The organism is Streptomyces sp. NBC_01478 (assembly GCF_036227225.1).
In the GTDB taxonomy this organism is placed as follows: Bacteria; Actinomycetota; Actinomycetes; order Streptomycetales; family Streptomycetaceae; genus Streptomyces.
Window position 1 is genome coordinate 3,421,735 of the sequence record NZ_CP109444.1, and the last position, 14,282, is coordinate 3,436,016.

11 protein-coding genes are annotated in these 14,282 nt (G+C 70.6%); 3 read left to right on the top strand and 8 right to left on the bottom strand.

Going from position 1 to position 14,282, the window contains the following annotated elements; genetic code table 11:
- Nucleotides 1-78: 78 nt before the first annotated feature.
- The 3 genes from OG223_RS15450 to OG223_RS15460 all read right to left on the bottom strand — a co-directional run bounded on the left by OG223_RS15450 (nucleotide 79) and on the right by OG223_RS15460 (nucleotide 3,611).
- Complete coding sequence (locus OG223_RS15450; protein ID WP_329248018.1) at nucleotides 79-1,248, bottom strand: ArsA family ATPase; 1,170 nt, start codon at nucleotides 1,246-1,248, stop codon at nucleotides 79-81.
- A gap of 1,017 nt (nucleotides 1,249-2,265) precedes the next feature.
- On the bottom strand, nucleotides 2,266-2,709 hold the full coding sequence (locus OG223_RS15455) for an SRPBCC family protein (protein ID WP_329248022.1): 444 nt from the start codon (nucleotides 2,707-2,709) through the stop codon (nucleotides 2,266-2,268).
- A gap of 146 nt (nucleotides 2,710-2,855) precedes the next feature.
- Entirely contained in the window at nucleotides 2,856-3,611 is a 756-nt protein-coding gene (locus tag OG223_RS15460; protein WP_329265286.1) for a metallophosphoesterase family protein, read from the bottom strand.
- A gap of 338 nt (nucleotides 3,612-3,949) precedes the next feature.
- Between OG223_RS15460 and OG223_RS15465 the strand changes: the two genes are divergently transcribed.
- Entirely contained in the window at nucleotides 3,950-5,746 is a 1,797-nt protein-coding gene (locus OG223_RS15465; RefSeq protein WP_329248025.1) for an AMP-dependent synthetase/ligase, read from the top strand.
- Between the two features lie 76 nt (nucleotides 5,747-5,822).
- Here the strand turns inward: OG223_RS15465 and OG223_RS15470 are convergent, their stop codons facing one another.
- Both OG223_RS15470 and OG223_RS15475 read right to left on the bottom strand, forming a co-directional pair.
- Complete coding sequence (locus OG223_RS15470) at nucleotides 5,823-7,403, bottom strand: GMC oxidoreductase (protein ID WP_329265287.1); 1,581 nt, start codon at nucleotides 7,401-7,403, stop codon at nucleotides 5,823-5,825.
- A gap of 83 nt (nucleotides 7,404-7,486) precedes the next feature.
- Nucleotides 7,487-8,641: a glycosyltransferase family 4 protein gene (locus OG223_RS15475; protein ID WP_329248028.1), complete on the bottom strand. Its 1,155-nt coding sequence runs from the start codon at nucleotides 8,639-8,641 to the stop codon at nucleotides 7,487-7,489.
- 122 nt (nucleotides 8,642-8,763) lie between these two features.
- Between OG223_RS15475 and OG223_RS15480 the strand changes: the two genes are divergently transcribed.
- Nucleotides 8,764-9,999: a glycosyltransferase family 87 protein gene (locus tag OG223_RS15480; protein WP_329248030.1), complete on the top strand. Its 1,236-nt coding sequence runs from the start codon at nucleotides 8,764-8,766 to the stop codon at nucleotides 9,997-9,999.
- On the opposite strand, the gene OG223_RS15485 is transcribed toward OG223_RS15480, so the two are convergent.
- Nucleotides 9,960-11,276, bottom strand: coding sequence for an MATE family efflux transporter (locus OG223_RS15485; protein WP_329248033.1), 1,317 nt, complete (start codon nucleotides 11,274-11,276; stop codon nucleotides 9,960-9,962). The genes OG223_RS15480 and OG223_RS15485 overlap by 40 nt on opposite strands.
- Nucleotides 11,277-11,362: 86 nt before the next feature.
- On the opposite strand from OG223_RS15485, the gene OG223_RS15490 reads away from it, so the two are divergent.
- Entirely contained in the window at nucleotides 11,363-11,893 is a 531-nt protein-coding gene (locus OG223_RS15490; RefSeq protein WP_329248036.1) for a PadR family transcriptional regulator, read from the top strand.
- On the opposite strand, the gene OG223_RS15495 is transcribed toward OG223_RS15490, so the two are convergent.
- Together OG223_RS15495 and OG223_RS15500 are read right to left on the bottom strand one after the other, a co-directional pair.
- Nucleotides 11,881-13,071: a hypothetical protein gene (locus tag OG223_RS15495; protein ID WP_443073712.1), complete on the bottom strand. Its 1,191-nt coding sequence runs from the start codon at nucleotides 13,069-13,071 to the stop codon at nucleotides 11,881-11,883. The genes OG223_RS15490 and OG223_RS15495 overlap by 13 nt on opposite strands.
- 30 nt (nucleotides 13,072-13,101) lie before the next feature.
- Nucleotides 13,102-14,124 carry a C40 family peptidase gene (locus OG223_RS15500; protein WP_329248039.1) on the bottom strand — a complete coding sequence of 341 codons (1,023 nt, stop codon included), beginning with the start codon at nucleotides 14,122-14,124 and terminating at the stop codon, nucleotides 13,102-13,104.
- Between the last annotated feature and the right edge of the window lie 158 nt (nucleotides 14,125-14,282).

Sequence of the window (14,282 nt, forward strand, 5' to 3'; positions counted from 1 at the left end):
GACTCCTGACTACGGTTCGTCTCTACGACGTTACCCGAATGGGCGTACGTGCTTCACCGTCTCCGCACCCACCAATCCTCACCTTCCCTGCGGCCACAGGTCCGGGTCGGGGGTGAAGCGGATGCGGAGTTCGCCCTCACGCAGGGCGGCACCTGCCACGGTGCACCGGCGCAGGGCGGACGGCAGCGGCACGATACGGCGGAACCGGCCGACGGTGACGACGAGTTCGTCACCGCGGCGGACCAGGTCCAGGTCGTCCCGTATGGCTCCGGGCAGCGGGATGTGCCAGACCAGCACGCCGTCCTCGGCGAGCCGGTCGGTGACGGGCCACTCGACCGTGGAACCGACCGCGTTGACACCGGGCACCGCGAGCGCGGCGAGGTCGTCGGTGCCGCGCGGGTCGTGGCCGAGGTGGGGGACGTGATGGACGTCGTACGCGCCCTGCCACTCGTCCAGGGTCTTGCGCTGCTGCACGCCCAGGCCGGCGAGCCAGGTGTCCTCGACGGACTCCGGCAGTACCCGGTTGGCCAGCAGCACGTCGGGGCGCAGTCCGCGCAGGGCGAGTGCGAGGCCGGCGGCGCGGACGGCGTCGGCGCCGGCCGGTCCGGGCTCGGCGACCAGGCGTACGGACGTGTTCCGGTCGGCGAGGACGGCTTCCACGGCGGCCAGTTCCACGTCCCAGCGGCCCGCCGTGTCGTAGAGCCACTCCGAGGGCATCGGGACGCCGGCGAGGCGGCCGAGGACCGGGCGCAGGGCGCGGGCGGCTTGCCGTTCGGCGGGGAGGAGGCGGCGGAGGTAGCGGCGGAGTTCCTCGGGGAGGGCGAGGAGGGCGAGGGCGTGGGGGGTCGGCGGGAGGTCTACGACGAGGAGGTCGTAGGCCTCGGAGAGGGCCGCGTCTCGCAGTGCGCGCAGGAGGGCCAGTTCCTCGGCGCCGGGGAGGGGGGTGAGTTCCTCGGCGTCCAGGCGTGCCGCGCCCAGGAGTTCGAGGGCGGTGGAGGCGCGGTCCTGGAAGGCGGTGAGGTCGGCGCGGAAGGACTCCGTCGCGTCCGGGCGCCAGGCGGTGAGGTGTTCGGTGACCCTTGCCGGTGCCGGTCCTGTCGCCGCGCCCAGGGCGGCGCCGAGGGTGTCGGCACGGTCGGCACCGAGGAGGAGCGTGCGGGTGCCGGTGCCTGCGGCGGCTTGTGCGGTGGCTGCGGCGAGGGTGCTTCGGCCGCTGCCGCCTGGGCCGGTGATCAGGAGGGTGCGCATATGAGTGAACGGTAGTCGCTCGGTGGGGGCCGGGCGCCGTTGCCGGGGGCTGCCGCCCCCAGACCCCCGCTTCGGCCCTGAAGGGGCCTCGTCCTCAAACGCCGGACGGGCTGGGTATTGGCGGCCCGCGCTGAAAGGCACCGGGCGGGCTGGATGTTGGTGGCCTGTACTGCAAGGCAGCGGACGGGCTGGATGTTGGCGGCCTCTACTGCACGGCACCGGACGGGCCGGATATTGGCAACCTGTGCTTAATGGCACCGGACGAGCTGGATATCAGCGGCCTGTGCGGTAAGGCACCGGACCGACTGGACATCAGCGGCCCACGTCGAAAAGGCGCCGGACGTGCCGGATTGGGTCAGCCTGCGTTGGAAAGTGAGCCCCGCACCGGCTGGATGGTGCCCGCCCGCGCTGGAGCATGAGCGTCAGCCGAGCTGGGTCGGACCGACCAGCACTGGAAGGTGAGCGTCAGGCAAGCCGAGTGATCCCCGCCGCACTGGAAGGTGACCGGCAGACAAGCTGAGTGATCCCCGCCGCACCGAAAATTGAGCGTCAGGCGCGCTGGGCTGTACCGACCAGCACCGGAAGGTGAGCGTCAGACGACCTGGATGATGCCCGCCCGCGCTGCGAAGCGAGCGACAGCCAGGCTGGACGATGCCGACCTGCGTTGCAAAGCGAGCGCCAGCCAAGCTCGATGGTCCCGACCTGCACCGTAAAGCGAGCGCCAGCCAAGCTCGTCCATGCCGACCTGCGCCGCAAAGCAAGCGTCAGCCAAACTCGATAGTCCCGACCTGCACCGCAAAGCAAGCGCCAGCCGAACTCAATAGTGCTGCCTGCACCGCGAAGCGAGCGCCAGCCAAGCTCGACCATGCCGACCGGCACCGCAAAGCAGGCGTCAACCCAGCTCGACCATGCCAACCTGCACCGCAAAGCGCGCCCCAGCCAAGCCGGACGGTGCCGCCCCAAGCCGCGAAGCCCCCGCCCCCACCCGCGACTCAGCCCCCTGCTCCCCCGCTCCCCCTACTTCTCCCCCGACTCCACCCGCTTCTTCAACCCCGCCAGCGCCCGGTCGATGATGACCTTCTCCGCCTTGCGCTTGATCATGCCCAGCATGGGGATCTTGACGTCCACCGTGAGGAGGTACGTGACCTCCGTGGCGCCCGCGCCCGTGGGCTTGAGGAGGTAGGAGCCGTCCAGGGAGCGGAGCATCTGGGACTTGACGAGGGTCCAGGAGACCTCGTTGTCGCCGGTCCAGGTGTACGCCAGGGTCTGGTCGTCCTTGATCGCGCCGGCGTCCATGACGAGCCGGACCTGTTCGGCGCGGCCCCGTTCGTCGGTCTTGAGGACGTCCGCCTCCTTCACCTCGCCGGTCCAGTCCGGGTAGCGGGCGAAGTCGGCGATCACCTCCATGACGTCGGCCGGTGCCGCCTCGATCGTGATGCTCGAACTGGTGTGTTCCGCCATCGCTGTGGCTCCTCCAGATGCGGACCGGCAGGGCGTCGTCATGCGCGTGTGCGTGCAGCGTGAAGGCTACCTCTCCGCCGACCGCCCCAACGCACCCCCTACCTGCGGACATCAGGGCGGACATCAGGGGGAGAGATCAGGGGAGCTCACCATTCCAGCGCCCACGGCTTGCCGGTCCCCGCGAAGTGCCCCACGTTCACGCACTCGGTCGCCCCGATCCGCATCCGCCGTACGAGCGGCTGGTGGACGTGGCCGAACAGTGAATAGCGGGGCCTGGTGCGGCGGATGGCGTCCAGGAGGGCACGGCTGCCGCGTTCGAAGCGGCGCGCGACGGTGTCGTAGACCAGCTCGGGGACCTCGGGCGGGATGTGCGTGCACAGGACGTCGACCTCGCCGACCGCCTCGATCTTCGCGGCGTACTCCTCGTCGCTGATCTCGTACGGCGTGCGCATGGGGGTGCGCAGGCCGCCGCCGACGAAGCCGAAGGTGCGGCCGCCGATCTCGACGCGGTCGCCGTCGAGGACCGTCGTGCCGGGGCCCGCGTACTCGGGCCACAGGGTCGGCATGTCGACGTTGCCGTAGGTGGCGTACGTCGGGGTGGGGAAGGCGGCGAACATCTCTGCGTACTGTTTGCGGACCGCCTTCTCGATCAGGGCCGCGCGGTCCCCGCCGACCGCGCTCCAGAGGCGGGCGCCGAGTTCGCGGGCCTCCTCGAAGCGGCGGGCGGTGCGCAGCTCGACCAGGCGGTCGGCGTTCTCCTCGCCGAACAGCTCGGGGAAGATGCCGCGCGAGTGATCGGCGTAGTCGAGGAAGAGGACGAGGTCGCCCAGGCAGATCAGGGCGTCGGCACCCTCGCCGGCTCTGGCCAGGTCACGGGCGTTGCCGTGCACGTCGCTGACCACATGGATTCTCGTCCCGGAGTTTCCGGCTGGTGTGGGTGCCATGACGATCAAGGGTAGGCGTGTGCGGCAAACGTGAACAGTGGCGGCGGACCTTGCGGTTACTGGCCAGTTAAGAAAGGCGTGGACTACTGTGCGCGAGGAAACACCAATCTGTGTGACGCAGCGAACATCTCGCCGGACCCCCCTGTCGTAGGAGCCATACCGACGGGTAACGTCCGGGCAGTCCAGTCGTGCTCAGGATTTCAATCACCCGGTCCTGACGCACCTGCCCGAGCCTTGGACCGGACCGTCGCATCACACAACGTCGTGGCGCCGGCGCCCTATGAGGAGCAGCAGTCTTGCGCGAGTTCAGCCTTCCGGCTTTGTACGAGGTCCCCGCGGACGGCAATCTGACCGACATCGTCCGCAGAAACGCCGCGCAGCACCCAGATGTCGCCGTCATCGCGCGTAAGGCGAACGGCGGCTGGCAGGACGTGACCGCCACGGTCTTCCTCGCCGAGGTGCACGCCGCCGCCAAGGGGCTCATCGCCTCCGGCGTCCAGCCCGGCGACCGGGTCGGGCTGATGTCCCGCACGCGGTACGAGTGGACGCTGCTCGACTTCGCGATCTGGTGTGCGGGCGCGATCACCGTGCCGGTGTACGAGACCAGTTCACCGGAGCAGGTGCAGTGGATCCTGAGCGACTCCGGCGCCACCGCCGTGATCGTCGAGCAGGACGCGCACGCCGCCGCCGTCGAGTCGGTGCGCGCGCACCTGCCCGCCCTCAAGCACGTCTGGCAGATCGACACCGGCGCGATCGAGGAGCTGGACCGCGCGGGCAAGGACATCAGCGACGCGACCGTCGAGGAGCGCAGCTCGCTGGCGAAGGCCGACGACCCGGCGACCATCGTGTACACGAGTGGCACCACCGGCCGGCCCAAGGGCTGTGTGCTCACCCACCGCAGCTTCTTCGCGGAGTGCGGCAACATCGTGGAGCGGCTGCGCCCGCTGTTCCGCACCGGCGAGTGCTCGGTGCTGCTGTTCCTGCCGCTCGCGCACGTCTTCGGACGGCTCGTGCAGATCGCGCCGATGATGGCGCCGATCAAGCTGGGCCTGGTCCCGGACATCAAGAACCTCACCGATGAACTCGCCTCGTTCCGGCCGACGTTGATCCTCGGTGTGCCGCGGGTCTTCGAGAAGGTCTACAACTCGGCGCGCGCCAAGGCGCAGGCCGACGGCAAGGGCAAGATCTTCGACAAGGCGGCCGACACCGCGATCGCGTACAGCCGCGCGCTGGACACGCCGTCGGGTCCGTCCCTCGGTCTGAAGATCAAGTACAAGACCTTCGACAAGCTCGTCTACAGCAAGCTGCGTGCCGTCCTCGGCGGGCGGGGCGAGTACGCGATCTCCGGGGGCGCCCCGCTGGGCGAGCGGCTCGGTCACTTCTTCCGGGGGATCGGCTTCACCGTCCTCGAGGGCTACGGGCTGACCGAGTCCTGTGCCGCCACCGCGTTCAACCCCTGGGACCGCACGAAGATCGGCACGGTCGGGCAGCCGCTGCCCGGCTCGGTCGTACGCATCGCGGACGACGGCGAGGTGCTGCTGCACGGCGAGCACCTGTTCAAGGGGTACTGGAACAACGAGGCCGCCACGGCCGAGGCGCTCGCGGACGGCTGGTTCCACACCGGGGACATCGGCACCCTCGACGAGGACGGCTACCTCAGCATCACCGGGCGCAAGAAGGAGATCATCGTCACCGCGGGCGGCAAGAACGTCGCCCCGGCCGTGATCGAGGACCGCATCCGCGCGCACGCGCTGGTCGCGGAGTGCATGGTCGTCGGCGACGGGCGGCCGTTCGTGGGCGCGCTGGTCACCATCGACGACGAGTTCCTGGGCCGCTGGGCTGCCGAGCACGGCAAGGCGGCGGGTTCCACCGCGGCGTCGCTGCGTGACGATCCGGATCTCTTGCAGGCGATCCAGGACGCTGTCGACGACGGCAACGCCGCGGTGTCGAAGGCGGAATCGGTGCGGAAGTTCCGCATTCTGTCCTCCCAGTTCACGGAGGAGTCGGGCCACTTGACGCCGTCCCTGAAGCTCAAGCGCAATGTGGTGGCCAAGGACTACGCGGACGAGATCGAGGCCATCTACCAGAAGTAGACGGGTAGTTGGGGCATCCTTTCGGGAGTCGCTCGGGGATTCACTCGGGGATCCGCTCGGGGATCCGCTCAGGGATTCAGAAGTCCTCGGCGAGGACCCGTTCCAGCGTGCGCTCGGCGAGCGCGGTGATGGTGACGAACGGGTTCACGCCGATGTTGCCGGGCACCAGCGAACCGTCCGTGATGTACAGCTTCGAATACCCCTTCACCCGGCCGTAGTTGTCGGTCGCGCTGCCCAACACACAGCCGCCCAGCGGGTGGTAGCAGAAGTCGTCCGCGAACACCTTGTTGGCCGTGCCGAACAGGTCGTACCGGTAGAGCGTCGCGTTGGCCGAGTTGATCCGGTCGAACAGCTTCTTGGCCATCGCGACCGAGACCGCGCTCTGCGCCGCGGTCCAGCCGAGCTTCACCGTGCCGCTCGCCGAGTCGTAGGTGAAGGACGCCCGTTGGGGGTTCTTGGTGATCGCCAGATAGAGGCTCACCCAGGTCTCGAACCCGATGGGCAGCGGGGCGATCTCCGCGAAGACCGGGTTGTCGGTGTTGGCCCAGTCGTCGATGCCCATGACCGGCATCGTCGCCTGGTTGGCGCCGGTGGTGTCCCAGATGTGGTTGGCGCGGCCCACCATGGTGTTGCCGTTGGGTCCCCAGCCCGCCCCGACCGTGGAGCTGAGCGCGGGCAGGGTGCCCGTGTCCCGGGCGCGCACGAGGAGTTCGGTGGTGCCGAGGCTGCCGCCGCCGAGGAACAGATAGGTGCAGTTGTACTGCTTGGTCTCGACGACCGCGCCGGTGTCGTCGATCCGGTCGACGGTCAGCACGTACGACCCGTCGCTCGCCCGCGTGACGGCCTTCACCTTCTCCATGGTGTGGATGGTGACCTTGCCGGTGCCGAGCGCCGAGGCGAGATAGGTCTTGTCGAGGCTCTTCTTGCCGTAGTTGTTGCCGTAGATGACCTCCTGGGCCAGCGCGGACTTGGTGGCGGTGCCGGCCGCCTCCTTCTGCATGTAGCCGAAGTCGTAGACGTTGGGCACGAAGGTGGTCGTCAGCCCGGTGTTCGTGGCGGCCTTCCGTGAGGTGCGGGTGAACTGGTACCACTCGGTCGACTCGAACCACGTCGGGTCGACGGTGTTGACGCCGAGCATGGTGCGGGCGCGCGGGAAGTACGTGTTGTACATCGCGGCGGCGTCCACGGCGGGGAACTGCTCGGTGAAGTACGACTGGCGCGGGGTGACCGCCATCCCGCCGTTGACCAGCGAGCCGCCGCCGACCCCGCGTCCCACGTACACGGACATGTTGTCGTAGTGCACGCGGTCCAGGACGCCGGGATACAGGCCGATGTCCTTGTTGACGACGTCCAGCCACAGGAAGCTGGCGAGCGGGGCCTCGGTGCGGGTCTTGAACCACATCGAGCGCTGGTCCGGGGCGGCGGTGGAACAGAAGATCTTGCCGTCGGAGCCTGCCGTGTTCCAGAGCTTGCCCATCTCCAGGACGAGGGTGGTGACGCCGGCCTGGCCCAGGCGGAGGGCGGCGACCGCGCCGCCGTAGCCGGAACCCACGACGATCGCGGGCGCGGTCTGGACGGCGGCGGGTTCGACGGCCTGCGCGGACTGGAGGCCGATACGGGTGAGACCGGCCGTGGCGGCGGTCTGGAGGGCGATCATGCCCAGGATTTGACGTCTCGTCAACTGATGCTGCGTCAGTTTTGCTGTCATGCGCGCAGCATGTGCGGATTATTCGGTTCCGCCTAGCCCTCCGTGTGCAACAAGGTTTTCAATTTCTCCGCGAGTAGATCCCAGCGCCACTTCTCCTCGACCCACTGCCGTCCCCGCTCGCCCATGTTCTGCCGCAACTCCGGGTCCCCCAGCAGCGCGACGATCCGGTCGGCGGCCTCCTCCGGGGACCCGCCGCGGATGACCCACCCCGTCTCGCCGTCGAGCACCGCGTCGGGCGCGCCGCCGGAGTCACCGGCGACGACGGGCAGCCCGGTGGCGGACGCCTCCAGGTAGACGATGCCGAGCCCCTCCACGTCGAGCCCGCCGCGCCGGGTGCGGCACGGCATGGCGAAGACGTCACCGGCGCCGTAGTGCGCGGGCAGTTCGGACCAGGGCACGGCGCCGGTGAACCGCACCGAGTCGCTCACGCCCGTCTCCCGCACCAGCCTGCGCAGCTCCTTCTCGTACGGGCCGCCGCCCACGATCAGCAGGACGGCGTCGGGCTGCCGGGCGAGGATGCGCGGCATGGCGAGGATCAGCGTGTCCTGCCCCTTGCGCGGCACGAGCCGCGAGACGCACACGACGACGGGCCGCTCGGTCAGCCCGAGCCGCGCCCGGACCTCGGCGCCGCCGGATCCTGGGTGGAAGACCTTCTCGTCGACACCGGGCGGCAGTTGGACCATCCGCGCCGCCGCCTCCGGACTCAGCGCACCGGCGATCCGCGACCGGGTGTACTCCCCGAGGTAGGTGATCGTGTCCGTCGACTCCCCGATGCGGTGCAGGAGTTGACGCGCGGCGGGCAACTGCGCCCACCCGGCCTCGTGCCCGTGCGTGGTCGCCACCAGCCGCTCGGCACCGGCCTTCCGCAGCGCCGGCGCCATCAGCCCGAGCGGCGCCGCCGCCCCGAACCACACCGCCGTACACCCGTGTTCACGCAGCAGCCCGACGGCCCCGCGGGTCGCCGCGGGCGTCGGCAGCAGCATCGTCGTGGAGTCCCGTACGACGGTGAAGGGCTGCTCGGCGTCGAAGGCGGCCGTCGCCTCCGCGCCCTCCCGGCCGCGCTTCCAGGTCGAGGCGTAGACGACGAGCCGCTCGGGCTCCAGCCGTAGCGCCATGTTGTGCAGAAAAGCCTGGATGCCACCGGGCCGGGGCGGAAAGTCATTGGTCACGATCAGGGTCTTGCGCACGCGGGAGACCCTACCGGGCGAGTACGCACAGCTCGGCACGGCCGCGCTTCATGGCCATCGCACAGCAGGTCGGGAGAACATGTGGCCCTCACCCGGCAGGCACGCACGGAACAGGGGCTCAGGTGGAGATCGCGGGCGCGAGACGGCGACTGGCGCTGCTGCTCGGAACCTGGGGGCTGACCAGGCTGGTACTGCTGCTGTTCGTCTTCAAGGTGCTCGTGTTCCCGGGTCCGGACGTCACCAGCGACGTGTCGGTGATCTACCAGGGCTGGTACGAGACGCTGCGGCACGGTTCCTTCCCGCTGGACGACGTCACCTGGCAGTACCCGCCCGCCGCCGCCCTCCCGATCCTCTCCCCCGCCCTGCTGGGCTTCCTGGACTACGCGTCGGCGTTCTTCGTCCTGGCCTTCCTGGCCGACCTGACGGTCCTGGCACTCCTGCTCTACACGGGCCTGCGCCCCGGCCGGACGCTGCGCGGTGCCTGGGTGTGGGTCGCGGGCGTCCCGCTCCTCGGCCCGACCGTGTACGCGCGCTACGACGTGATGGTGACCGCGGTCGCCGTGGCCGCGCTGCTGGCCGGCGCCCGGCACCCGCGCGTGATGGGCGCGCTGGTCGGCTTCGGGGCGCTGCTGAAGGTGTGGCCTGCGCTGCTCCTGCTGGGCGCGGTCAAGCGCCGTGCGTGGGGCGCGGCGGCGGTGACGGTCGTGGTGGTCGCCGGTGTCTTCGCGGTCTCGATGCCGGGCGCGTTCGCCTTCCTGACCTTCCAGCGCGAGCGGGGCACGGAGGTGGAGTCGCTGGGCTCGCTGGTCTTCCATGTGGCCCGGCACTTCGACTGGCAGGGCGAGGTGCTCCTGAACTACGGCTCGGTCGAGTTCGTCGGCCCGTACGTCAACTGGGTCAGCACGGCGGCCCTGGGCCTCACCGCGCTGGCCTTCGGCTGGCTCATGCTCTGGCGGCTCATGGCGGCCCGCTTCCTGCCGCACACCCTCGCGGACGCGGCCTTCGTGGCGGTCCTTATGTTCACGGTCACCAGCCGGGTGATCAGCCCCCAGTACGTCGTCTGGCTGATCGGCCTGGCAGCCGTCTGCTCCTGCTTCCGCGCCAGCCGCATGAGACTCCCGGTCGGCCTGGTCCTGGCGGCGGCCTTCGTCACGGTCCTGGAGTTCCCGCTCTGGTTCGCCCACGTGGTCGCGAGCGACGGGCTGGGCATCGTCCTCCTGCTGGTCCGCAACGGCCTGCTGGTCGCCGCGGCGGTGACGAGCGCACGCGAACTGTGGCGGGCGTCGGTCACCTGGGCGGACGTACCGCCGCTGCCGGCTCAGGCGACGCGGTCGAAGGCCACTTCGGCGCCCTCCTGACTCCGGGCCCGCCGGCGGAACAGTACGGCGACCACCGCACACTGCACCCCCATCGCGAGCGCCAGCGCCCCGCACACCCCCGGCAGTCCGAACCCCGACAACCCGTACGCCAACGGGAGTTGGACCGCCGTACCGAGCACCGTCACCCGGAGCAGCGCCGGTGCTCCGCCGCTCCCCTCGAAGACCCCGCCGAGTGCGATGAAGCACGCCATCAGCAGCAGGTAGGGGCCGACGCAGCGCAGGAACAGCGTGCCCTCGTGGGCGACTTGGGGTCCGGCGCCGAAGGCGGCCATGATCCAGGGGGCGGTGAGGAGGAACAGGACGGCCGCCCCGACCCCCACGGTCCCGGACACGAGCATCGCCTCCCGCCCGATCTCCCGTCGTGCGTCCCTGCCCTCGCCCCGCAGGTGCGAGGTGTGGATGGCGGCGGCCTGGCGCACGGAGTAGAAGGCCATCGTCGCCACGTACAGGACCTTGTAGGCGATGGCGTACGCGGCCACCTCCGTCACCCCCAGCCGCGCCACGATCGCGACCAGCACCAGCGTTCCGGTCTGCCGGACGGTGAAGTCGGCCGACATCGGCAACCCGGTCGTCAGCGTCCGGCGCAGCGCGGCGGGGACGGACTCCGCGGGGGCGACCTCCGTACGCAGCAGGGCATTTCGGCGCAGCGCGCGCAGCCCCACCGCCAACGCCACGACCCGGCACAGCACGGTCGAGACGGCGGCGCCCCGGACGCCGTAGAGGTGGATGAGGAACGGGTCGCAGACGAGGATGAGCCCGTTGGCGAGCAGGGCCAGGCGCATCGGGGTGCGGGTGTCGCCGGTGCCTTTGAGGATGCCGTCGACGAGTTGCTGGACGTAGAAGACCGCGATGCCCGGCAGGGAGATCGCGAAGTAGTCGACCGTGAGCCGGAGTTCGGGGCCACTGCCGCCGAGGAGCAGGCGGGCCAGCGGTTCGCGGAGCAGGAAGCCTGCCGCCATGACGATCGGTGTGACCAGCGCGCACAGGGCCCAGCCGCCGCGTACGGCGGACCGTACGGCGGCCGGGTCGCGGGCTCCCCTCGCGTGGGCGACCAGCACGGTCGTACCGGAGGCGAAGACCAGGGCGATGCCGAGGAGGACGTTCTCGGTGTTGGTCGCGACGGCCACGGCTGCGACGGCGGGGCCGCCGAGCCGGGAGACCCAGACCGTGTTGATGATCCCGGCGGCGACGGAGGCGAGGAGTGAGAGGTAGACGGGGTGGGCGAGCGATATGAGCTGCCGGCGGTGGGCGTTCACGGGCGACTCCCTCTTATCGAGCTACCTCGTTTAGAGGTAGCTCGATAAGAGGTATCATGAGGACATCGCGCCCGCAAGGAGGACACATGCTGGAGCTCTCGATCCTGGGCTTCCTCGCCGAACAGCCGCTCCACGGCTACGAGTTGAAGGAACGCATCAAGGCACTCAGCGGCCATGTCCGCCCGGTCAGCGACGGCGCGCTCTACCCGGCGATCACCCGCCTGGTCACCGCCGGCAAGCTCGACCAGCGCACGGAGGAGGGCGCGAGCGCGGCACCGCGCCGGGTCCTGTCCCTCACCGAGAAGGGCCGCGAGGACCTCCTGGAACGGCTCCGGCACCCCAAGCCGGCCGAGATCACGGACCACGTCCGCTTCAACACGGTCCTGGCCTTCCTACGGCACCTGCCGGACCGGCGGGAGCAGGCCGCCGTACTGCGCCGGCGGCTGGAGTTCCTGGAGACCCCGGCGAGTTTCTTCTACCGGGACGGCGAGCCCGTACGGGCGGAGGAGACCCAAGACCTGTTCCGGCAGGGCATGTTGAGGGTCGCGCGGGCGACGGGCGCGGCGGAGCGGGAGTGGCTCACGGAGGCCATCTCCCGGCTCGATCAGCCGAGTTGAGCCCGAAGGTAGTCCCGCCACTGCTCCGTGAAGTCGGCCAGGGTCGTGCCCAGGACGTCCTTCATCGCGTCCTCCACCGCCCCCGCCCGCTTCTTGTGGGTGCCGACCGCCCGGTAGAACTTGCCCAGTTGGTCGACTCCCCAGCGGTCCTGGATCATGCGGCAGGCCATCCAGCCACCCTCGTACGCCTGGGCCAGCTTCGTGGGGTCGCCGCTGAAGCCGAAGTCCTTGTCGGTGGGGAGGGCGGTCGGGACGTCGCCGTCCAGGACGGCGCGGTACAGCTCCGGGGCGGCCTGGGTCGGGGTTCGGCCGGTGCCCCGGTAGCCGATCCAGTCGGCGTAGCCCTCCGAGAGCCAGAGGGGGGTCGCGGCGGTGGTGCGGGCACGGGTGGCCACGTGGGTCGTCTCGTGGGTCAGCACGACCTGCTTGCCGACCGAGCCGAGGAGCGCGTACGCGTCCGGGTTGACGATGATCCGGTCCGCGGGCGCGCTGCCCGAGCCTCCCGCCTCGCCGGTCGTCACCGCGGCGATGCCCCGGTAGGAGGCCGCAGGTGAGCCCAGGAGGCCCGCCATGCCGTTCAGGGAGCCGGGGACGAGCACGACGACGTGCCGGGTCCAGTCGGTGCCCCAGGCGTCCGACACGGCCGGTACGGCGTGATCCGCGAGGGAGCGGTAGGTCCGGAGGATGTCGACGTCCTGCCCGACCCCCATCACGAGGCTGTGCGCGCCCTCGACGACGCTCACCTTCCCCTGGTCCCACAACTGCTGGCCGGACTTCTTCGCGGGCTTGTCGGTGTCCACGTACCACTGCCCGTCCGCGGTGAGGCGCAGGCCGAGCGTGCGGCCGACCGTGACGGGTGAGGTGTCGTAGCCCTTGACCCGGTAGCTCAGTTCGGCGTCGGCGGTCGCGGTGGCGCCGCTGGGGTGGAGGGCGGTCAGCCGGTAGGACCAGGAGGCGAGGGGGACGGCGCTCACGTTCTCGTACGCCGCGCGGGCGCCGGTCTTCGTGTACGCCGTCTCGTCGTGGTGCAGGACGGCGGCGGACCGGCGGTCGAGGAGACGCTGGACCTCGGCCTTCGCGCTGTCCGCCACCGGCGGGCCACCACACCCCACCAGCGACCCGAGCAGCAGACACAGCGCGAGCACTCCGGAGCGCGACGCCCGCCTACGACCAGTCACTTCCCGATCGTACGACCCTTTCGCGCCGGTTCAGACCCTCGTGACCGACGAGACCGGCATCATGCCGACCGGGTCGTAGCGCACCGGCGCGCCGGGGTAGGGGGCGTGGATGACCTGCCCGTTGCCCACGTACATGCCGACATGGCTGGCGTCGGAGCGGTAGACGACCAGGTCGCCGGGCTGGGCCTGGGAGAGCGGGACCTGCCGGCCGGCGTAGCGCTGCTCCTGCGAGGTGCGCGGGAGGTGGACGCCCGCCCGGGCGTACGACCACTGCATCAGGCCGGAGCAGTCGAAGCCGCCGGGGCCGTTGGCGCCCCAGATGTACGGCTTGCCGAGGGCCATGCGGGCGGCGGCCACCGCGGCGGCGGCGCGGCCCGAGGACGGGACGCCGGCACCGAGGTCGGGGATGTCCTCGCGGGCGGAGCGGGAGGCCCGGTCGAAGGAGGCGCGCTCGGCCAGGGGCATCTGGTTGAGCAGTTGCCGGGCCTTGGCGAGTTTCTGTTCGACGGTCTTCTTGTGGGTGGCGACGGCCTTGCGGCTGCGCTCCAGTTCGGCGAGGTGTCCGGCGGCCTCGGTGCGTTCCTGGGCCAGCTCGCGCATGGCCTCCTGGAGGTCCTTGAGCTGGCCCGCCTGCTGGTTGGTGATCCGGTCGAGGACGGAGGCCTTGTCGAGGTAGTCGGCCGGGTCGTCGGAGAACAGCAGCGCGACGGTGGGGTCGATGCCGCCGGAGCGGTACTGGGCGCCGGCGAGTGAACCCAGCGCGTCCCGCATGGTGTTGATGCGCTGCTGCTGCCGGGCGATCCGGTCCTGGGCGTCGCTCACCTGCCGGTGCAGCGCCCCGGCGCTCTCGTCGGCCTTGTCGTAGGCCTCGGTCGCCCGCTCGGCCTCCTGGTAGAGCCGGTCCACCTCGGCCCGGGAGTCGTCGTGCGGCGCGGCCACGGCGGAGGTGGCCGGCAGGGCGCCGAGTGCGGCTGCCGCCGCGCTCAACACACAGACCGCGGCACTGGCGCCTCGGTCGAACCCGGACGGTGCAAGGCGACGACGGGATCCCACGGGAAGCCGCACTTCCTTCCGCTGGCGGACACGGACCGCTCCCCCGGTGCGGGGAAACGCGCCAGACAGTAGCTCCGTGAAGGGGTGCGGGCCAAAGACCTCCGCGGACACATAACGTGACACCCCGCCCAAGACGCAGGTCATGGGCGGGGCGTGGG